We start from the raw sequence: 20,504 nt of genomic DNA on the forward strand, positions 1-20,504 counted from the left end.
GTGGATGAATCATCATCGCGCTTTAGGGGTGTTGTTTGAGCATGATCTTTCGGAAAACCGCTTCGCACTTTTCCGGATCATGCTTAGTGACGCGCGGCGCACTGATCACTTGCCCACCTTCTCCCACAACCACTTCCCCACCGCATCCGGCGATGAGTTCGCATCGTTGCCGGCGGCGCGCAGGTTGGCCTCTCTCATGGTGGAGATGTCGATCTTGCCGAGCAGCGGATTTAGAGCCGTCTTGAGCCGCTCGTCCCCTGCGCGCTTCGGCGCCAGCAGCAGGATCGCATCGTAGGGTGGGATCGCATGCCTGGGATCGTCCAGCGTCAGGAGGTCGTATTTCGCGATCAGCCCGTCGCTGGTGTAGCCCGCGATGACATCGACCTCGCCACTGGCGACGGCCGCATACATGAAGTCCGGCTGCATCTGGCGCTGGGTGCGGAACGAGAGGCCATAGGCCTTTTGCAGCGCCGCCCATTCGGGCCGCGAGAAGAACTCATAGTCGCCGGCGATCGACAGGGACGAAGCATGCGCGGCGACGTCGGCGATGGTGCGGATGCCAAGCGCCTCCGCGCGCTTCTTCGGGATCACCAGCGCGTAGGCATTCTCGAAACCGAGCTCGCCGAGCAGCGTGATGTTCTCCTTCGCGAGCGTTGTTTTGAGCTCCGCCAACAGTTCCGCGCGCGGCTTGATGTCCGTGCGGTGAAGCTGATTGGCCCAGAGCGTGCCGGAATAATCGACATAGAGATCGATATCGCCGGCTTTCAACGCCTCGAAGATCACGCTCGAGCCGAGGCCGGCTCGAGCGGTGGCGGAAACACCGGCCGCCTGGAGGCGGTCCCTCATCAATGCCGACAGCACATATTGTTCGGCGAACGTCTTGGCACCGACGACATAGCTCTGCGACGAGCGCCCCATCGTCGGCACCAGCGTTGCGGCGACCAGCGCCGCGATCCCGGCCGCGCCAAGCGCCGTACCCAAGCGGCTGCGGCGGCGCAGGCCGCTCTCGATCTGGCCGAGCAGTTGATCGACGGCGAGCGCCAGCAGGGCCGAAGCAAAGCAGCCGAACAGCACGAACACCCAGTTCTGGGTCTGAAGCCCGGCAAAGATATAGTTGCCGAGGCTGGTCTGCCCGATCGGGGTCGACAGCGTCGCAGTGCCGATCACCCATACTGCGGCGGTGCGGATTCCCGCCATCATCACCGGCAGTGCTAGCGGCAGTTCGACCGTCACCAGCGACTGCCGTGCGGTCATGCCGACGCCTTTCGCGGCCTCGATCAGCGCGGGATCGATACCGTTGAGGCCGGTGATGCCATTGCGCAGCACCGGCAGCATCGAATAGAGCGCCAGCGCCAGCATCGCCGGCAGGAAGCCGAAAGCGGAGAAGGAGACGCCGAACCAGGCCAGCGTCACGGAGGCCGCGAGCAGCAGCAGCGGATAGAACAGCGCGAGCAGCGCCAGCCCCGGCACGGTCTGCACGATGCTGGCGAGCGCGAGCAGGATGGCGCGTGGTGCCGGGCGGTTGCGCGTCAGGATCGCCAGCGGCAGGCTGACGATCAGGCCGAGCGCGAGCGCGGCGAGACTCACCCGAACGTGGTTGCCGAGATAGTCGGGCAGATGCGCCAACGCCTCGCCCCAGCGCGGATCGGTGAAATGGCTCATGCTGCCCCGCTCTGTGGCAGCAGCGCGTTCAATCGTTCGACCTGGCGCCGCGGCGTGCGCAGCAGCTCCAGCACGTAGGCGTCGCTGCTTTTCGAGAGCTCCGCCGGTGTGCCCTGTGCGAGCAGCTTTCCGCTGCGCATCACCGCGATCCGGTCGGCCAGCAAAATCGCTTCCGTCATGTCGTGGGTGATCATCACGGTGGTCAGGCCGAGCCTGCGGTGCAGCTCGCGAAAATCGTCGCCGAGCGCATCGCGGGTGAGGGGATCGAGCGCGCCGAATGGCTCGTCCATCAGCACGATGCGGGGCCCTGCCGCAATCGCCCGCGCCACGCCGACACGCTGGCGCTGGCCGCCCGAGAGCGCATCCGGCAGCCGGTCGCGATGCGAGGCACGGTCGAGCTGTACGAGCTCCAGCAGTTCGTCGACCCGCGCAGCGATGTCCGCCGCCGGCACGCCCAACAGCTTCGGCGTGATCCCGATATTGTCGGCGACGCTCAGATGCGGAAACAGCCCACCGCTCTGGAAGACGTAGCCGATGCGGCGCCGCAGCGCGACTGGATCGACGGATTGCACATCGTCGCCCTCGATCGTGATCGTGCCCCCATCCGCCTCGATCAGGCGGTTGGCGAGCCGCAGCAGCGTCGTCTTTCCGGAGCCCGAGCCGCCGACGACGGCCAGAAATTCGCCCTCGGCGATGTCGAGTGACAAATCGTCCACGGCCTTGAGCAGGCCGAAGCTCTTGGTGACGCGGGCATAGCCAATCATCGGCCTGGATGGCATCGGGCGGGGCTCACTGCGCTGACCCGTCCCGGGAGGGAGGGGATGACGAGGCCCATGCGTACCACGCTTGGCGGCTTGATTGAACTTGGCCGCGCGAGCGGGTAAGGCATCGGGCCAAGTTCGGAGGGAACACATGACAACGCCCATGGCGGTGGCGCTGGAAGATGCCAAGGTTGCGTTCCGGCTGGGGGACGGGCGGGTCTATACAGCGGTGGAGAAGGCGCATCTGACGGTCGCACAGGGCGAGTTCGTCGCCATCGTCGGCCCGACCGGCTGCGGAAAATCGACGCTGCTCAACGTCGCGGCCGGGCTGCTGAAGCCGGCTGCCGGGAGTGTCAAGATATTCAACCAGCCGCTCGCCGGGCTGAACCGGGATGCCGGCTATCTGTTCCAGGCCGATGCGCTGTTCCCATGGAAGACCGCGCTGGACAACGTCGCGATCGGGCTCGAAGTCAGGGGCACCCCGCGCAGCGAGGCGCTGCCGCGGGCGCAAAAATGGCTGACCTCGGTCGGCTTGGGCGCCTTCGCCAACCGCTATCCGCACATGCTCTCGGGCGGCCAGCGCAAGCGCGTGGCGCTGGCGCAGGTGCTGATCCGCGATCCAAAGATCCTGCTGATGGACGAGCCGTTCGGGCCCCTGGATGCGCAGACCCGGCAGGTGATGGGCAATCTGCTGCTCGACCTCTGGAACGCCGACCGCAAGGCCGTGCTGTTCGTCACCCATGATCTGGAAGAGGCGATCGCACTCGCCGACCGCGTCGTGATCATGTCGGCGGGGCCGTCCTCCCGCATCATCGGCGACTGGCGCGTGAGCTTGCCGCGCCCGCGCGACATTTTTGAAGTGCGGCTGGACAAGGAGTTCCATGCGCTTCATCGCGAGATCTGGAGCGTGCTCAAGGACGAGGTCATGAAGGGCTATGCGCAGTCCACCCAAGCGGCGGAGGCGGTCTGATGTCGCGCGTCACGCTGCTTGCGCTGCAAGTCCTGGTCGCGATCGTCTCCCTCGTGCTGTGGCAATTGCTGTCGACCGTTCCCATCTTCGGAAAAATCTTACTGCCACCGTTCTTCTTCTCCAATCCGGTCGATGTGTTCGAGCAGATCGTCAAATGGTTCTGGAGCGGCGTGATCTGGAAGCATCTCGGCATCACGCTGACGGAATCGATCCTGGCCTTCGTGATCGGATCGCTCGGCGGCGTGCTGATCGGCTTCTGGTTCGCGCGCCAGCCGCTGGTCGCCGCGGTGTTCGATCCTTACGTCAAGATGGTCAACGCACTGCCGCGCGTGGTGCTGGCGCCGATCTTCGCGTTGTGGCTGGGCCTCGGCATCTGGTCCAAGGTCGCGCTCGGCGTGACGTTGGTGTTCTTCATCGTGTTCTTCAACGTCTATCAGGGCGTCAAGGAGGTCAGCCGTACCGTGCTCGACAACGGCCGCATGCTCGGCATGAGCGAGCGGCAGCTGATGCAGCACGTCTATTGGCCCTCGGCGCTGTCGTGGATGTTCTCCTCGCTGCACACTTCGGTGGGCTTTGCCGTGGTCGGTGCGGTCGTCGGCGAATATCTTGGATCGGCGGCGGGCCTCGGCTATCTGATCCAGCAGGCTGAAGGCATATTCGACGTCGCCGGCGTGTTCGCCGGCATGTTCGTGCTGTCGGCTTTTGTCATCCTGATCGATTTTGGGGTGACGCTGGTGGAGCGCAGGTTGCTGGTTTGGCGGCCGACGGTGGACGGGCGCGGCTAAGCCACCTCGTTGCCCGCTGACATTTACGTGATTGGCCAGCCGGAATAGAACGCGCGCCCACGCGTCATACCCCCATGCAGCCACCTGCATGGGAGTTCAGGATGCACCCGTTACAGTTTCGCCGCGCCGTTACGGCGCTCGCAAGCCGATGCCGATGGCCCAGGCCCGGCCTCGGCACGGCGTTCTTTGCCGCGCGCATTCTGATCGCATTCGCACTCCCTCCACTCGTTTTCGCGCATGAGTCTCATCCGGCGAGCCCGCTGGCTGCGCTGAGCACGGAGGAGCATGCATTCCTGGACGAAAACGAAGTCGCGATGACCAGGATGATGAACGATATGGCGGCCAAGCCGACCGGCGATATCGACCGCGACTTCGTCGCGATGATGGGCCCGCATCATCAGGGCGCGATCGACATGGCGGTGATCGAGTTGCGCTATGGCAAGAACGAGCAGCTTCGGCGCATCGCCCAGGAAATCATCGTCGACCAGATGCAGGAGATCGCGGCCATGAAGCTCGCGATCGGCGAGCCGGCCACGGACACCACGCCTGCCCCGACGCAGCCGCCATCCGTTCCAGTTGCCAGCACCCATCATCATCCGGGCATGCAGATGGATATGTCCACCGGAATGAAGAAGTAGGAGCCGCAGATGACCACGTCACGAAACAATATGATGAAGAGCATCTTCCTGACAGCCACCATGCTCGCCACCGGCTCCGTCGCATGGGCGGGGCAGGCGCCGGGCGCGCTGTCCGCCCCTGACATTCCGATCAGCCATCACGACCGCGTCTACGCCGCAGAACAGTTCTCGAATACGGTCTCGGTCACCGATCCCGTGGACAACAAGCTGCTCGGTGTCATCCGGCTCGGCGAGCCACAGCCCGGCAATTTCAGCCCCCTCTACAAGGGGCAGGTGCTCGTGCATGGCATGGGCTTCTCGCCCGATCACAAGACCCTGGCCGTGGTGTCGATCGGCTCGAATTCGGTGACTTTCATCGACACCGCGACCAACGCGGTCAAGCACACGACTTATATCGGGCGATCGCCGCACGAGGCGTTCTTCACGCCTGACGGCAAGGAAGTCTGGGTCACCGTCCGCGGCGAAAACTACATCTCTGTCATCGACCCGACCAGCTTCGAGGAGAAAACCCGCATCACGACGCCGAACGGACCGGGCATGCAGATTTTCTCACCCGACGGCAAGTACGGCTACATCTGCTCGTCCTTCAATCCCGAGACCGACGTTGTCTCGGTAGCCGAGCACAAGATCACCGCCACGGTGAAACAGGAGAGCCCGTTCTGTCCGAACATCGCGGCGACGCCGGATGGAGACCAAGTGTGGTTCACGCTGAAGGATGTCGGCCGGACCCAGGTGTTCAACGCCAGGCCGCCGTTCAACGCGATCAAGACGATCGAGACCGGTCCGATCACCAATCACGTCAACTTCGCGCACACCGCCAGGGGCACATTCGCCTATGTCACCATCGGCGGCCTGAACGAAGTGAAGGTGTTTCGCACCGACGACTTCTCGCAGGTCGCCACGATTCCGGTCGGCAATCTGCCGCACGGCGTCTGGCCGTCGGGCGACGGCACTCGCATCTATGTAGGACTGGAGAACGCGGACGCGCTTGCGGCGATCGACACCGCGACCAATAAAGTGATCGGGAACGTTGCGATCGGCCAGGCGCCGCAGGCGATCGCTTATGTTCCAAATGCTGCGCCCAACCCTGATGACCGCCAGAACTTGCAGGCCCTCGGCGTTGCCGGCCAGGTCGCTCATCTCACGCTCGGATCGAAGGATGCTGCAAAGGATGGCAAGGCGCCGACCAGCGTGTCGCTGTTCGATCAGGGCTTGATCCAGATCTTGCAGGCGTCGGTGACGGGACTTCAGCCCAGGCAGAAATATGTGCTTGCCCTGGCGGAGCGTGGAGATGGAAGTGGCCCGTTGCAGCCGCTGGCGGCGTTCATGACCAATCCGGCCGGATCCGCTATCGTCAACGCGGCCGGTCCGATCCGGCAGATCGTCGATCAGTCTGCCGCGGCAGCAAAGCGCTATCTGGTGATAGCGTCCGGCGATGCGGCCATGCCGGGCGAGGCGGTCCAGATCGAGGCGCGATGACGACCAGCCGAACAGCAACGGAGAGCAGGCGGAACGCTTCATGAAGGACATGCTGGTTCAGGTCGAGCCGCTGATCCCCGCGCTCCGCCGCTATGCGCGCGCGCTCATGCGCGATCGCGCGGCGGCTGACGATCTGGTTCAGGATTGCCTGGAGCGTGCCGTCAGTCGCTGGCATCAGCGGCGCGACGGCAGCGTGCGCGCCTGGCTGTTCACCATCCTCCACAATCTGGCGTTCACGCAATTCCGCCGGGCGACCGCGCGGGGCAGGCATATGCCGATTGACGAAGCAGGCGAGCAGGAGCTTGTGAGTGCGGCAGCGCAGGAGCAACGGTTGATCTATCAGGATGTCCTGCGCAAGCTTGCGAAACTCCCGGAGGAGCAGCGGGCCGTGTTGTTGCTGGTTGCGGTCGAGGATCTCTCTTACGCGGACGCCGCGGAGGTTCTCAACGTCCCCATCGGTACGGTCATGTCGCGCCTGTCACGCGCGCGAGACAGGCTGCAGCAGGAGATGGATGGCGTTGCGCCGGGAAATGTTGTGGCATTGCGGAGCTCGAAATGAACCAGCGGCCGATCACGGAGGACGATCTCCACGCCTTTGTGGACCAGGCGCTCGAGCCCGAGCGTCGCGCGGAGGTCGCATCCTATCTCGACGATCATCCGGATGTCGCCGGACGTGTCGCGGCCTTCGCCACCCAGCGCGAGCAGTTGCGCGGCGCGCTGGCGTCAATCGCCGACGAGCCGTTGCCGGCCGAGCTGAACCTGTCGCGCATCATCCAGAGTCGAAAACGGCGTCCCCTGCGGGTATGGGGAGCGATCGCCGCGATGTTGCTCCTCGGTATCGGCGGCCTCGGCGGGTGGACCATGCGCAGCGCGTTGCAGGATGGCTCGAACGGACTTTCTGCGTTGGCACAGGAGGCCGCCTATTCCTATGGCGTCTACGCACCGGATCGTGTGCGGCCGGTCGAGATAAGGGCGTCCGAGAGTGCGGAGCTCACGCAATGGGTCTCGAACCGGTTGAAGCAGCAGGTGAAGGTGCCGGATCTCTCCGTCTCGGGTTATCGGCTGATGGGCGGTCGCCTGGTTGCGACGTCGCATGGTCCGGCTGCGATGTTCATGTACGATGATGATCGCGGCGACCGCCTCGTTGTGCTGACGCGGCCGATGAGCAACCGCAATCTGGATACGCCGATGATGCCGCAATCGACCGGCGGTGTCGCGGGCTTCGTGTGGGCGGATGGTGGCATGGGTTACACGCTCGTCGGCCAGCTTCCGGGGGATACCCTCAAGCCGATCGCGAACGAGATCCGGAAGCAGGCGCGCCCGATCTAGCCCGGACATTCAGCATGCAGGCCCGCGCATCGGCGCGAGCCTCCGGGCAGTGCGAAAGCTCAATCCAAGAGCTTGGTATCATCCGGCGCCTGCGGCGGCGTCTTGATCGCAATCGCCTTGACCTGTCCGCTGATCGGCTTGGTGCCGCCATGCGGCGTCCCCTTCGGGATAATGACGAGGTCGCCCGGCTTCACCGTCACTTCCTTGTCGCCGAGCCAGATCGTTCCGGTCCCGTCCAGGATGTACTGGATCTCGTTGGTGTTGGGATGCATGTGCTTGGGCACATTGCCGACCTGGATCGAGATGGTGGCGCCGTCGGCGCTCGCGAACATCTTGGAACGATAACCGACATTGTTGGCGTTCCCGAGCGCATCGCCCTCCATCTCGGCGGTGTGGATGATCTGCGGAGTGATGTTCTCGGCGGCCAGCGCCGGCCGCAGCAGGTGGGTTGCGCCGCACCCGGCGGCAAAAGCGATGGCGATCGACAGCCCGATTGCAAGGCGATTCATGGATGATCCTCCCCATCAAGAATTGTTCTTGTGAGCCCATGCTATTGCGCCGAAAGGCCGATGGCCAGTGCCTCAGGCCATGCTTCTCAAGCCGGTCCCGCTGCTCTATGGTGCCGCCAGCCGAACGGAGGAAACCAATGAAGAACACGATTGCCAGGCTCGCCGGCGCGCTGCTCGCGCTGACGCTCACCACCGGTCTTGCCGCGGCGCAAAGCAAGGTCACCATCGCGATCGGCGGCGGCGCCTGTCTGTGCTACCTGCCGACGGTGCTGGCCAAACAGCTCGGCGAATACGACAAGGCCGGCCTCAACGTCGAGCTGGTGGACCTCAAGGGTGGCTCGGACGCGCTCAAGGCCGTGCTCGGCGGCAGCGCCGACGTGGTCTCCGGCTATTTCGACCATTGTGTCAACCTCGCGGCCAAGAAGCAGGAGCTCCAGGCCTTCGTCGTCTATGACCGCTATCCCGGTCTCGTCCTGGTGGTTTCGCCCTCGCACACGAGCGAGATCAAGTCGATCAAGGACCTCGCCGGCAAGAAGGTCGGCGTCAGCGCGCCCGGCTCCTCCACGGACTTCTTCCTCAAATACATGCTCAAGAAGAACGGGCTCGATCCCGCCGGCACCGCCGTGATTGGCGTCGGCCTCGGCGCCACTGCGGTCGCCGCGATGGAGCAGGGCCAGATCGACGCGGCCGTGATGCTCGATCCCTCCGTGACCGTGCTCCAGGGCAGCCACAAGGATCTGCGCATCCTCTCGGACACCCGCACGCAGAAGGATACGCTCGAGACGTTCGGCGGGGAATATCCGGGCGGCGCGCTGTACTCGACGGCAGCCTGGATTGCCGGCCACGAGAAGGAGACGCAGGCGCTCACCAACGCGATCCTGGGCACGCTCGCCTGGATCCACTCGCACTCGCCCGAGGAGATCATGGCGAAGATGCCGGAGGAGACGGTCGGCAAGAACAAGGACCTCTATCTCGCGGCGCTGAAGAACACGATCCCGATGTTCTCCGAAACCGGCAAGATGGACCCGAAGGGCGCTGACGCCGTGCTCGCGGTGTTCAGCGTTGGCTCGCCCGAGGTGGCCAACGCCAAGATCGACGTCGCCAAGACCTTTACCAACAAATACGTCGAGCAGGCCAAGAAGACCACGGGGAGCGCCAAATAACTGACGCGAAGGCGTGGTCATCAGGCGTCATGACGTCACCAATCATCCATCGCGTCACGACGCTTGATCTTGCCGTGCGGCCGATCGCCTGGCCGTTCGCGGAGGAGCGCGGCGCCGAGATCGCGGCGCATTTCGCCGAGAAGCAGCGTGAGCGGCCAAAAATCTGGAACGGCCGCGTCCTGCTCGGGCGCGATGCCGTGTTTACCGACGGCCATCTCGCCGCGACCTATTTCGAGACCGATTTCGCGAGCTTCCTCGCCTGGCGCGACTGGGGCTTTCCCGACAAGGCCGTGTTCAATGGTTTTGGCATGGGCGCGCTGCGCGCCTCCGACGGCGCCTTCATCATGGGTGAGATGGCGCAGCACACCGCCAATGCGGGGCGCATCTATTTCCCGTCGGGCACGCCCGATCTCGACGACGTCAGGGGCGACACGCTGGACATTTCCGGCAGCGTTGTCCGCGAACTCGAGGAAGAGACCGGGCTGACCGCGGCCGACTACCGGGCCGAACCGGACTGGCACTGTGTCGTCACCGGCCCCACGATTGCAATGATGCAGGTCATCAACCTGGACCTGCCGGGCCACGTGGCGCGTGCGCGGATCGAAGCCAATCTGGCGCGCGAGGTCGAGCCTGAACTGTCGGCCATTCATCTCGTGCGTGGGATGAGTGATCTCACGCCGTCCATGCCGCGATTTGTCACGGCCTTCGTCGAGCAGCAGTTCGCGTCGCGCTGATGCGCGAGGCTTGACATCGCTGCGCTCAGCCCATGTGATGGACAAAAAAGCAAAAGCAAAAAGAATGCAATGCACAATCGTCCAGGGAGGTTTTGATGCGCGTGCGCATGGCTGCCCGTTTGGTACGTGGGCTGTTGGTCGCGATTGCCGCGACGGGCTTGGCGGTCTCCGCCCAGGCCCAAGATCAAGGCAAAGAGAAGAAGATCAAGATCGGCGTCGTTTTCGACCTGACCGGGCCTCTCGCCGGCGGCGGTTCTGAGCTCGGCTATATCGGCGCAAAGATCGTCCTCGATCATTTCGCCAGGACCGGCGTCGAGGGCTACAAGATCGAGGCGGTCTACGCCGACGCGCAGAGCAAACCCGACATCGCCATCAACGAATCCGTCCGCCTGCTCGAGCAGGAGAAGGTGGACATGGTGCTCGGCTTCTTCTCCTCGGCGCAATGCGTGCCGGTCGCGGCCCGCGTCGAGCAGCTCAAGAAGTTCATGTGGATGACGACCTGCATCTCGTCGGCCGTGTTCAACGAGAAGGGCTACAAATACGTGTTTCGCCCGCAGGCGAGCGGCGACCAGTTCGGCATGATGACGATGGATTTCATCGCGCAGAACGCCAAGACGAAGTTCGACAAGGAGCCGAAGGATCTACGCGTCGCCATCATTCACGAGGACGGCGCCTATGGCGTCGATGTGTCCAAGGGCAACGAGGCCGGCGCGAAGAAGGCGGGCTTCAACGTCGTGATGAAGGAGGGCTATTCGGCCACCGCGCCTGACCTCTCCGCGCTGGTGACCAAGTTGAAGCGCGCCAAGCCCGACGTCATTTTCCACACCGGCTACAACCCTGATATCACGCTGTTGCTGCGTCAGGCGCGCGAGCAGGGCCTGAAGTTCGGCGCGCTGATGGGGCACGGTGCGGGCTACGGCGTCTATGAGAAGCTGAAGGAAGGCATGGGGGCCGATGCCACCTACATCTTCAACACCGACCCGATCTCGATCTGGCTTGCCAACCAGAAGACCATGGACCCCAAGCTCCCGCCTGTGATCAAGATGGTCGGCGAGGAGTTCGACAAGATCCGGCCCGGCGTCGCTATCCGCTCGGCCCATGTCGGCATCGGTGCGTCCAACACTTATGTGTTCATGAACGACGTACTGCCGCGCGCGATCAAGAAATATGGCGGGGTCGATCCGGATGCGCTGCGCAAGGCCGCGCTCGACACTGACATCCCCGAGGGCGGTACCATGCTTGGCTTCGGCGTCAAGTTCTACGGCGAGGGCACGCCGATGGCGGGCCAGAACGAGCGCTCGTTCCCGGTCGTGATCCAGTACATCGATGACAAATCCTCCGTGGTGTGGCCCAAGAGCCAGGCGCAGCGCGAGGCCGTGCTGCCGCTGCCGAAGGGCACCACCTACAGCAACCAGTAGCGCAACTACGCGGAGCAAGGAGAGCGGGACGGTGCTGGAAGTCAGCGGGCTGGTGAAACGGTTTGGTGGTTTCACCGCCGTCAACAATGTGTCGTTCAAAGTCGATCAGGGCGAGATCCTCGGCCTGATCGGCCCCAACGGCTCGGGCAAGAGCACCATCTTCAACATGCTCTCCGGCACGCTGGCGCCGACGTCCGGTTCGATCCTGTTCGGCGGCTCCGAGATCGCGGGCCTCGCACCGCACCGGATCATCAACAGCGGTATCGGCCGCACCTTCCAGATCCCGCGGCCGTTTCGCCGCCTCACGATCTTCGAAAACGTCGCGCTCGCCGGCTTCTACGGCCAGGGCCGCCACAGCCGCGCCAGGGCCGAGGAGGCGGCCGAGCGATCGCTCGCGATGGTCGGCCTGCCGACTGATCGTCATGCCAGCGTCGATGGCCTGGGCGCAGCCGGCCTGAAAAAGCTCGAACTGGCGAAAGCACTCGCCACCGCGCCAAAACTTCTGCTGGCCGATGAGAGCCTCGGCGGTCTCGACGAGGCCGAGATGGGGCAGGCGGCCGACATGCTGCGCAACATCCGCGACGAGCTCGGCATCACCATCATCTGGGTCGAGCACATCATGGGCGTGCTGATGCGCGTCGTCGATCGCGTCATGGTGCTCGATCACGGCGAGAAGATCTCGGAAGGTTTGCCGAGTGCCGTTGCCGGCGATCCGCGCGTCATCGAGGTCTATCTCGGCACCGATGCCGAGACCACGCAAGCTGCGGCCGCCGCAGCGCGCCGCCGCGCGGGAGGGCAGTGATGCTGGAGCTCCGCGCCGTCAACGCTGGCTATGGCACGTTCCAGGCGCTGTTCGACGTCAATCTCGACGTGAGGGCCGGCGAGGCTGTCGGCGTCATCGGACCGAACGGCGCCGGCAAGACCACCCTGATGCGCGTCATTTCCGGCCTGATCCGCCCCTCGCGTGGGTCGATCACGATGGAGGGCATCGACGTCGTGGCGACGCCGCCACACAAGATCGTCAGTCTCGGGATCGCGCATGTGCCGGAGAACCGGCGGCTGTTTCCACAGCTCTCGGTCGACGACAATCTCAAGATGGGCGCCTTCATGAAACAGGCGCGCGGCCACTATGCCGGGCGGCTGGATGTGGTGTTCGACCTGTTTCCGCGGCTGAAGGAGCGCCGCCACCAGATGGCCGGCACCATGTCCGGTGGCGAGCAGCAGATGTGCGCGATCGGCCGCGCGCTGATGTCCAATCCAAAGCTCCTGCTGCTCGACGAGCCGTCGGCGGGGCTGGCGCCGGTGGTGGTGCAGCAGGTGTTCGAGCTGGTGAAGCGGATCCGCGCAAGCGGGCTGACCGTGCTGATCGTCGAGCAGAATGTGCAGCAGGTGCTGCGGGTGGTCGATCGTGCCTATCTGATCGAGGCGGGCACGATCAGGGCCTCAGGCACCTCGGCCGAGATGCTGGCGAGCGACACGGTCAAGGAAGCGTATCTCGGGGTGTGAGGTTCATGCAGGCATGCAAGCATTTTTGGACATTTTCGACATCTACCTGCTGGAGGCCGTGATCAACGGCATACTGCTCGGCGGCTTGCTGGCGCTGCTCGCGCTCGGGCTCAACCTGATCTTCGGTGTCATCGACGTGACCTGGATCTGCTACGCCGAGTTGGTGATGATCGGCATGTACGCCATGTATTTCATGGTGCAGTATTACGGCATCAGCTATTTCCTCGCCGCGCCGCTCACCATCCTGCTGGTCGCGGTGCTTGGCGCGGCGCTGCATTATCTCGTGATTGCGCCGCTGCTCACAGCGCCGCCGATCAACCAGTTGCTTGCGACCGGCGGGGTGCTGTTCGTACTCCAGAGCTTTGCCACCGTCGCCTTCGGCATCGACTTCCGCAACCTCGGCATCCGCCTGCCGGTGCTCGCCTTCGGCGACATGCATTTCAGCTACGCACGACTTCTGTCCTTCCTGGCGGCGCTGGTCGGCATGGTCGCGGTCTATCTGTTCATGACGCGGACCTTCACCGGCACCGCGATCCGCGCGATCTCGCAGGACCGGCAGATCATGGCGCTGATGGGCGTTGATACCAAGCGCATCTATCTCATTACGTCCGCGATCGGCGGCGGGCTGGCCGGGCTTGCCGCCTGCCTGCTGGTGCTGCAATATGACGTGCATCCCTTCGTCGGCCTTTCGTTCGGGCCGATCACCTTCCTGATCTGCGTGCTCGGCGGCCTCGGCAATTTCATCGGCGGCTTCATCGCCGCCTTCGTCTTCGCCGAGATCATCTCGCTCGGCGGCCTATTCTCCGATCTCGAATGGGGCTATGTGCTCGCCTTCGGCTTCTTCATCGTCATGATGTTCATCCGGCCCGCGGGCCTGCTTGCGAGGCGCCGATGATGGGACCGGGACGGCTTGCAGCGTGGGGGATCGGACTTGCGGCGCTGGTCGCGCTGCCCTTCGTCTATCGCGATCCCTATCATCTGCACATCCTGGTGCTGATCCTGATCTGGTCGTTCGCCTATACGTCCTGGTCGATGATGGGGCGGTTTGGCCTCGTCTCGCTTGGCCATGGCGGCTTCATGGGGATCGGGGCCTATGTCACCGCCCTGCTCTGGAATCACCTGGGATGGTCGCCCTGGATCGGCATTCCCGTCAGTATGGTTGCGGCCGGCGCGCTGGCGCTGATCGTCGGCTATCCCTGTTTTCGTTTCCGCATCACCGGGCACTATTTCGTGCTGGTGACGCTCGCGCTCTCCGGCATCGTGCTCCAGGTCATCACGGCGACGCGCGACTATACCGGCGGCTCGCTCGGCTACACGCCGAACCGGGCCTCGGGCAACAAGCTCCTGGCGCTGCAATTCGACGACAAGATCACCTGGTATCTGATCGCGCTCGGGGTCTGGCTGTTCGGCATCGCGGTCTGGCACTGGGTCGACCGCAGCATGGCCCGCTATGCGCTGGAGGCGATCTCGGAGGACGAGGACGCCGCGGCCGCGGCCGGCGTCGACGTTACCGCGGAGAAGCTGAAGATCACGCTGCTCAGCGCGCTGATGACGGCACTGGCCGGCGCGATCTATTGCCAGTACCAGATGTTCATCACGCCCGACACCGTCAGCGGCATCGCGGTGTCGCTCCAGATGGTGTTCGCAGCCATCGTCGGCGGCCTGTTCGTCTCGCTCGGCCCGACCTTCGGCGCTGTCATCACGATTCTGCTGGCCGAGACCTTGCGCATCGGCTTTGGCGCCAAGGCGGTCGGCTGGGACAATCTCGTCTACGGCGTGTTGCTCGTGCTTTTCATCATATTCCTTCCCAAGGGCATCCTTGGTAGCTTGCTCGACCGATTGAAGCCGCAACGCAAGGTGCCCCGCGCTCATGAGCAAGAAGCCGTCCAAATCGCTCGCCCAGGAACTTGACCGCTACATCACGCCATTCCGCTACGATGGTTCGGGCAAGTTTCATCTCAAGGACCACAAGACCAACGAGAAGGGCGACCTCGACAAGGAGAAGGCGCAGGAGATTCTCGACGCCAACAAGAAGCGGCTGATCGCGTTTCAGGAGAAGCTCTACGCCCAGGACCGCTGGTCGGTGCTGATCGTGTTCCAGGCGATGGACGCCGGCGGCAAGGATTCTGCGATCAAGGCGATCTTCGAGGGTATCAATCCGCAAGGGTGCGAAGTCAGTGCCTTCAAGGCGCCGAGCAGCAAGGAGCTCGACCACGATTTCCTGTGGCGCCATGTGATCGCGCTGCCGGAACGCGGCCACATCGGCATCTTTAACCGCTCCCATTACGAGGAATGCCTGGTGACGCGCGTGCATCCGGAGATCCTCGCCAAGGAGAAGCTGCCGCCAAAGCTCGTCACCAAGAACATCTGGAAGGAGCGGTTCGAGGACATCTCCGCCTTCGAGCGCTACCTCTCGCGCAACGGCACCGTGGTGCTGAAATTCTTCCTCAATCTGTCCAAGGACGAGCAGCGCGAGCGCTTCCTCGACCGGCTGGAGGATCCGTCCAAGCAGTGGAAGTTCTCCATGGACGACATCAAGGAGCGCGCACTGTGGCCGCGCTATCAGGCGGTCTATCAGGACATCGTCCGGCACACCGCAACGCCTCATGCGCCCTGGTATGTCGTGCCGGCCGACCACAAATGGTTCGCACGCGTCGTGATCGGGTCGGCCATCGTCGCGGCGCTCGAAAAGCTCGATTTGCGTTTCCCCCACGCCGACAAGGCCTCGCGGGGCGAATTCGACGAGGTGCGCAAGGCGTTGGAGAAAGAGGAGAAGGCGGGCAACAAGCGAGCACAAAAAACGGGAAAACAACCCCATGCACAGTAGCCGAGGATAGCGAAATCAATGACTTGACGACCAGCGCCAGCGCTTGCGGATTTAACGAAACCGTTTGACCCGTCGGGCAAAACAGGGGCATGATGTCATCATCCCCCACTCCTCAGTACCCGCGGCCCCACCGGTGGCAGAAGCGCTCCACATTGGCGGGAAGGGCGGTCTCGTCGTTCGCCCACTTCTCGCATTTCGGCAGCTTCACGTCCTTCATCGCGGTGTCGAAGCATTTGCGGGCGTCGCGGCCTTCTGCACTCTGCGGATAAATCATCCATATAGGCGATGTCGCCTCGATGTCTTTGAGTGCCGTCGAGCTTTCGGGTGGAGGTTTGCGCGAAGACCAGTCAGGAGACCGCGACAACTACGATGTAAAGTGATGCTTTCATTTCTGGCTTTCTGGAAAGCGTGAAATGCGGCAAGGCGGACGGACTCTCCAACGCAAACGCCGTCGGAGGGAATTTATTCCGTGGTCTGCTGCGGCCAATCCGTCGCGGCGGGATGGAACGCGTCCTCAAATGTGATACCCGGGCGATTGATCCCGCTTGACAGTTTTGTGTCACGGGAGGAGCATAGCAACGGTCGCAAACATGCGACACACAACGTCCACATCAAGAGCAAGGGGAGGTCTATGACACCACCTCCGCAGAGCCAGCCGCGTTAAGTGCGATGGAGCTCGTTCGGACTATCGCATAGCGGCAGAAACCGCGAACGGCACGCCGGGTCAAGGTCTAGTGGGCTGCATCAGTGTGGCATAGCCCCTACCTGCCCGGCGCTGTATTGTGCACCACATCGCCACATCGATTGTGCATTACATCGATCACGTCGCATGGCCGTGACGAGGCCGCCGCGACAGGCGTTTTGACATCCTGCTTCTCTCCTCCTCATCGCCGTCATTCCGGGCCGACTCCCGGAATGACGGGAGAGATTTTGCGCGTGCCTGCATTCCAGTCGCTGCACCTGCCGCCTTGAGACCGCGGTTCCCGCTTCCTGCACCGCGGCAAATGCCAAGACAATGTCGCCTCATTGGCCAACTTCCGACACAGCGCCCGGGCGAATAGCGTCGATCCGACATGATGCATGTGCTTCGGCGGTGACGGTCCCGACGCCGCCGTCGCATTCATTTTTCCCAGGGAATCCCTCGTGTCGCATAAGCTTGCCTCCGCGCTTCTCGCCGCGCTCTTTATCGCGATCTCTTCTCTCTCCAGCGCCCGCGCCGAGCCGCCTGCGCCGGCGGCACATAGCGCTGCCGCGTTGTCGCCCGAGGAGGCCAAGCGCGCGCTGGAGACGCTCCAGGACGACAAGAAGCGCGCGCAGATGATCGACACGCTGCGCGCGATCGCCAATGCGTCCGGCCAGCAGCAACCTGCGCCCGAGCAGAAATCGCCGATCCCGCTCGCGGCCGACGGCCTCGGTGCGCAGCTCTTGCTCACGGTGTCGGAGGAGATCGCCGAGATCTCGAGCGAGATCGCCGGCGTGGCGCGGACGCTCACGCACTTCCCGGCGTTCTACTACTGGATCGTGCGGACCGCGAACGATCCCGCGGCCTACAACCTCCTGATCGAGATCGCCTGGAAGCTCGCGCTGGTGTTCGGCTGCGCCTTCTGCGCCGAATGGGTGATCTTCCGTCTGATCCGGCGCCCCGTCGCGTTCCTGGAAGGACGCGTGCCGCAAGCCGCGCGTCTGCCGGTGCAGGTGTTGCCCGTTGCCGATCCGCCGTCAACCGTGGTCGATGTCGGCCCCGCGCCCGAACTGCACAGGCGCCGCCACAGCCTGGCGCGGGCCTGGCAGGTCATGCTGCGGCTGCCCTTCGTGCTGGGACACTTCCTGCTCGAGCTGCTTCCCGTGTTGGTCTTTGTCGGCGTCGCCACGGCGCTGCTCGGGACGGAGATCGGCGAGCCCACCACCGTCCGCCTCGTGATCCTCGCGGTCGTCAACGCCTACGCGTTCTCGCGCGGGCTCATCTGCGTGGTCCGCGCGCTGGCGGGACCGTTCGGCTTGTTTCCGGTCAGGGCCGAAACCGCCGCCTATATCGAGATCTGGGCGCGCCGTATCGTCGGTGTCGGCGTCTCCGGCATCGCCTTTGCCAATGTGGCGCTGCTGCTCGGCCTGCATCGCGCCGGCTATGCCGCGCTCTTGCGCATGGTGATGCTGGTCGTGCATCTCTTCATCGTCGTCATCATCCTGCAATGCCGCCGCCAGGTCGCCGAAGCCATCCGTGCGCCGGCCGACCGGCAGGGGATCGCGGCGCGACTACGCAACCGCATCGCGGGCGGCTGGCACTATCTTGCTATCGCGCTCGACCTTGCGCTGTGGGCCGTGTGGGCGCTGAACATCCGCAACGGCTATTCGCTGCTGCTGCAATATTTCGTCGGCACCGTCGCGGTGGCGCTGATCACGCGCGTTGCCATCATGCTGACGCTGAGCCTGATCGACCGCGGCTTCCGCATCAGGCCGGAGATCCTCCAGCGCTTTCCGGGCCTCGAGATCCGCGCCAACCGCTATCTGCCGCTGCTGCGCAAGATCGTCTCGGGCGTGATTGCCTTCATCGGCTTGGTGGCCGTGCTCGAAGTCTGGGGCGTCGACGCCATCGTCTGGTTCTATGGCGGCCAGATCGGCAGCCGGCTGATCTCGGCGGTGGTGACGATCGGCGTCGCCGTTTTCATCGCAGCGGCGATCTGGGAAGCCAGCAACGCGCTGCTGGACCGCCAGATCAATTCGCTGTCGCGGGACGGGCACTACGCCCGCGCCGCGCGGCTGCGGACTTTCCAGCCGATGCTGCGGACGGCCTTGCTCTGCCTGATCGCTACCGTCGTCGGCCTCACGACGCTGAGCGAGATCGGCGTCAATGTCGCGCCGCTGCTGGCGGGCGCCGGAATCGTCGGCATCGCCATCGGTTTCGGTTCGCAAAAACTGGTGCAGGACCTCATCACCGGCCTGTTCCTGCTGCTGGAGAACACCGTCCAGGTCGGCGACACCGTCAGCGTGTCCGGGCTATCAGGCGTGGTCGAGAACGTCTCGATCCGCACTATCAGGCTCCGTGCCGGCGACGGTGCCGTGCACATCGTGCCGTTCAGCGCGGTCACGACCATCACCAATGCCAGCCGAGGCGCCGGCAATGCGTCCGTCAGCGTCAACGTGGCCTACAAGGAAGACACCGACCGGGCCGGTCAGATCCTCAAGGACATCGTCGACGAGATGCGCCGCGAGGTGGAATTCCGCGCGTTGATCCGCGGCGATCTCGAGCTCTGGGGCATCGACAAGGTCGACGGCGCCATGGTGTCGATCGTCGGCCAGATCCGCTGCACCGAGGCCGGCCGCTGGCCGGTGCAGCGCGAATTCAACCGCCGCATGAAGCAGCGTTTCCAGCAGAACGGCATCGAGGTCGCATCGGCGACCCAGACCATCTTGATGCACGTCGCGCCGCCGGCCGATGCTGCCGCCAATTTGGCGCCAAGGCGGGCGGCAGGATAGTCGCTCCGCTAAATTCCGACTTGCCTCTGCTCGTCCGGCAGCGTTCACTCCGGCTCCAGCCTGTTGACAACATGCCGGCGGCAAAAAGGGTGGAGAGACTGATGCGGGGGCTGTGGGCCGGATCGCGCGGCCATGTGATGGTCGTGTGCGCCTTGATCGGAGGTGCAGCATGGACCGCTCCAGTCAGCGCCCAGCCATTCCCATCGCGCCCCATCACCCTCGTGGTGCCGTTCGCTGCGGGCGGTCCGACCGACACGCTGGCGCGCATCCTGTCCGAACGCATCGCCGCCGAATTGCACACGACAATCGTGGTTGAGAACGTGGCGGGCGCCTCCGGCAGCATCGCCGGCGCCCGCGTCGCGCGCGCAACGCCCGACGGCACCACGATCACGATCGGCCATTGGGGCACCCATGTGCTCAACGGCGCGATCTTCAAGCTGCCCTATGACGTGATCGCCGATTTCGAGCCGGTCGCGACGATCGCGATGGGCACGCAGCTGATCGTCGGCCGGAAGTCGCTCGAGGCCAACAGCCTGAAAGAGATGATCGCCTGGCTGAAGGCCAATCCCGGCAAGGCCACCGCCGGCACAGCCGGCGCCGGAACGGGTGCCCACGTCGCCGGTGTCTTCTTCAAGGAGAGGACCGGTACCGACTTCCAGTTCGTGCCCTATCGCGGCGCGGGGCCCGCCATGATCGACCTCGTGGCCGGTCAGATCGACATCATGTTCGACCAGGCCTCGAACTCGCTACCGCAATACAAGAACGGTGCGATCAAGGCGTTCGCGGTGACATCGCCGACGCGGCTCGCCTCCGCGCCCGATATCCCGACTGTCGACGAGGCGGGGCTGCCCGGTCTCTACATTTCCTACTGGCACGGCATCTGGGCGCCGAAGAGCACGCCGAGGGAGATCGTCACGAAGCTCAACGCGGCCATCGTCACCGTGCTTGTCGATCCCTCCGTCAAGCAGCGTTTTGGCGAATTGGGGCAGGAGATTCCTCCGGCCGATCAGCAAACGCCCGCGGCGCTCGGAGCTTTCCAGAAGGCCGAGACCGAGAAATGGTGGCCCATTGTGAAGGCGGCCGATATCAAGGCGGAATAACGCTGTCGCCCATACCGCTCCCTCATCCTGAGAGCTTGTGACGCATTTGGCGTTCTGCGGAGTTTTGGAGCGATGTGGCAAGTGCTCGTCGTGGCAAACGGCAGTTTGAGGCTCGAGTTTGTCGATGAACTCCCGCTTATGCGCTGGCG

20 protein-coding genes are annotated in these 20,504 nt (G+C 64.1%); 16 read left to right on the forward strand and 4 right to left on the reverse strand.

All coding sequences use genetic code 11. The features are described 5' to 3' along the window. Positions 1-105: 105 nt before the first annotated feature. Both QCM77_RS33525 and QCM77_RS33530 read right to left on the reverse strand, forming a co-directional pair. Positions 106-1,662 carry a glycine betaine ABC transporter substrate-binding protein gene (locus QCM77_RS33525; RefSeq protein ID WP_279686327.1) on the reverse strand — a complete coding sequence of 519 codons (1,557 nt, stop codon included), beginning with the start codon at positions 1,660-1,662 and terminating at the stop codon, positions 106-108. Continuing rightward, positions 1,659-2,441: an ATP-binding cassette domain-containing protein gene (locus tag QCM77_RS33530; RefSeq protein WP_279686328.1), complete on the reverse strand. Its 783-nt coding sequence runs from the start codon at positions 2,439-2,441 to the stop codon at positions 1,659-1,661. Before QCM77_RS33530 ends, QCM77_RS33525 begins: the two co-directional genes overlap by 4 nt. A gap of 133 nt (positions 2,442-2,574) precedes the next feature. Here QCM77_RS33530 and QCM77_RS33535 point away from each other — a divergent pair, with 133 nt between their 5' ends. The 6 genes from QCM77_RS33535 (at position 2,575) to QCM77_RS33560 (ending at position 7,624) form a co-directional block, all read left to right on the forward strand. Further along, on the forward strand, positions 2,575-3,393 hold the full coding sequence (locus tag QCM77_RS33535) for an ABC transporter ATP-binding protein (RefSeq protein WP_279661072.1): 819 nt from the start codon (positions 2,575-2,577) through the stop codon (positions 3,391-3,393). Further along, the gene (locus QCM77_RS33540) at positions 3,393-4,178 is read left to right on the forward strand and encodes an ABC transporter permease (protein ID WP_279661073.1); all 786 of its coding nucleotides are present in this window, start codon (positions 3,393-3,395) and stop codon (positions 4,176-4,178) included. Before QCM77_RS33535 ends, QCM77_RS33540 begins: the two co-directional genes overlap by 1 nt. A 101-nt stretch (positions 4,179-4,279) precedes the next feature. Then, positions 4,280-4,816, forward strand: coding sequence for a DUF305 domain-containing protein (locus QCM77_RS33545; RefSeq protein WP_279686329.1), 537 nt, complete (start codon positions 4,280-4,282; stop codon positions 4,814-4,816). A 9-nt stretch (positions 4,817-4,825) separates the two neighbouring features. Continuing rightward, a complete protein-coding gene (locus QCM77_RS33550; RefSeq protein WP_279686330.1) occupies positions 4,826-6,295 on the forward strand; it encodes a YncE family protein in 1,470 nt (489 codons plus the stop codon). Between the two features lie 40 nt (positions 6,296-6,335). Then, the gene (locus tag QCM77_RS33555) at positions 6,336-6,854 is read left to right on the forward strand and encodes a sigma-70 family RNA polymerase sigma factor (protein WP_279686331.1); all 519 of its coding nucleotides are present in this window, start codon (positions 6,336-6,338) and stop codon (positions 6,852-6,854) included. After that, the gene (locus QCM77_RS33560) at positions 6,851-7,624 is read left to right on the forward strand and encodes an anti-sigma factor family protein (RefSeq protein WP_279686332.1); all 774 of its coding nucleotides are present in this window, start codon (positions 6,851-6,853) and stop codon (positions 7,622-7,624) included. The genes QCM77_RS33555 and QCM77_RS33560 overlap by 4 nt, the downstream gene beginning before the upstream one ends. A gap of 59 nt (positions 7,625-7,683) precedes the next feature. On the opposite strand, the gene QCM77_RS33565 is transcribed toward QCM77_RS33560, so the two are convergent. Next, on the reverse strand, positions 7,684-8,133 hold the full coding sequence (locus QCM77_RS33565; protein ID WP_279661077.1) for a cupin domain-containing protein: 450 nt from the start codon (positions 8,131-8,133) through the stop codon (positions 7,684-7,686). A 137-nt stretch (positions 8,134-8,270) separates the two neighbouring features. Here QCM77_RS33565 and QCM77_RS33570 point away from each other — a divergent pair, with 137 nt between their 5' ends. From QCM77_RS33570 to QCM77_RS33605, 8 genes are all read left to right on the forward strand, one after another. After that, positions 8,271-9,296 (forward strand): ABC transporter substrate-binding protein, encoded by a 1,026-nt coding sequence (locus QCM77_RS33570; RefSeq protein WP_279661078.1) that lies wholly within the window; start codon positions 8,271-8,273, stop codon positions 9,294-9,296. Between the two features lie 29 nt (positions 9,297-9,325). Further along, the gene (locus tag QCM77_RS33575) at positions 9,326-10,030 is read left to right on the forward strand and encodes an NUDIX hydrolase (protein WP_279661079.1); all 705 of its coding nucleotides are present in this window, start codon (positions 9,326-9,328) and stop codon (positions 10,028-10,030) included. Positions 10,031-10,125: 95 nt separating this feature from the next. After that, positions 10,126-11,448 (forward strand): ABC transporter substrate-binding protein, encoded by a 1,323-nt coding sequence (locus QCM77_RS33580; RefSeq protein WP_279686333.1) that lies wholly within the window; start codon positions 10,126-10,128, stop codon positions 11,446-11,448. Positions 11,449-11,479: 31 nt separating this feature from the next. Then, complete coding sequence (locus QCM77_RS33585; RefSeq protein WP_211384621.1) at positions 11,480-12,250, forward strand: ABC transporter ATP-binding protein; 771 nt, start codon at positions 11,480-11,482, stop codon at positions 12,248-12,250. Continuing rightward, entirely contained in the window at positions 12,250-12,954 is a 705-nt protein-coding gene (locus QCM77_RS33590) for an ABC transporter ATP-binding protein (protein WP_279686334.1), read from the forward strand. The genes QCM77_RS33585 and QCM77_RS33590 overlap by 1 nt, the downstream gene beginning before the upstream one ends. 13 nt (positions 12,955-12,967) lie before the next feature. Beyond that, positions 12,968-13,849 (forward strand): branched-chain amino acid ABC transporter permease, encoded by an 882-nt coding sequence (locus tag QCM77_RS33595; protein ID WP_279686335.1) that lies wholly within the window; start codon positions 12,968-12,970, stop codon positions 13,847-13,849. Next, positions 13,846-14,865 (forward strand): branched-chain amino acid ABC transporter permease, encoded by a 1,020-nt coding sequence (locus QCM77_RS33600; RefSeq protein ID WP_279686336.1) that lies wholly within the window; start codon positions 13,846-13,848, stop codon positions 14,863-14,865. The genes QCM77_RS33595 and QCM77_RS33600 overlap by 4 nt, the downstream gene beginning before the upstream one ends. Next, positions 14,825-15,781 carry a polyphosphate kinase 2 family protein gene (locus QCM77_RS33605; protein WP_279686337.1) on the forward strand — a complete coding sequence of 319 codons (957 nt, stop codon included), beginning with the start codon at positions 14,825-14,827 and terminating at the stop codon, positions 15,779-15,781. The genes QCM77_RS33600 and QCM77_RS33605 overlap by 41 nt, the downstream gene beginning before the upstream one ends. 112 nt (positions 15,782-15,893) lie before the next feature. Here the strand turns inward: QCM77_RS33605 and QCM77_RS33610 are convergent, their stop codons facing one another. After that, positions 15,894-16,055, reverse strand: a complete 162-nt coding sequence (locus QCM77_RS33610) for a hypothetical protein (protein WP_279686338.1) — start codon at positions 16,053-16,055, stop codon at positions 15,894-15,896. A gap of 869 nt (positions 16,056-16,924) precedes the next feature. On the opposite strand from QCM77_RS33610, the gene QCM77_RS33615 reads away from it, so the two are divergent. Together QCM77_RS33615 and QCM77_RS33620 are read left to right on the forward strand one after the other, a co-directional pair. Continuing rightward, positions 16,925-19,255, forward strand: a complete 2,331-nt coding sequence (locus QCM77_RS33615) for a mechanosensitive ion channel domain-containing protein (protein WP_279686339.1) — start codon at positions 16,925-16,927, stop codon at positions 19,253-19,255. A 101-nt stretch (positions 19,256-19,356) separates the two neighbouring features. After that, on the forward strand, positions 19,357-20,355 hold the full coding sequence (locus QCM77_RS33620) for a tripartite tricarboxylate transporter substrate-binding protein (protein ID WP_279686340.1): 999 nt from the start codon (positions 19,357-19,359) through the stop codon (positions 20,353-20,355). Positions 20,356-20,504: the final 149 nt, after the last annotated feature.

The sequence above is a fragment of the Bradyrhizobium nivariense genome, from assembly GCF_029846695.2.
Lineage (GTDB): Bacteria > Pseudomonadota > Alphaproteobacteria > Rhizobiales > Xanthobacteraceae > Bradyrhizobium.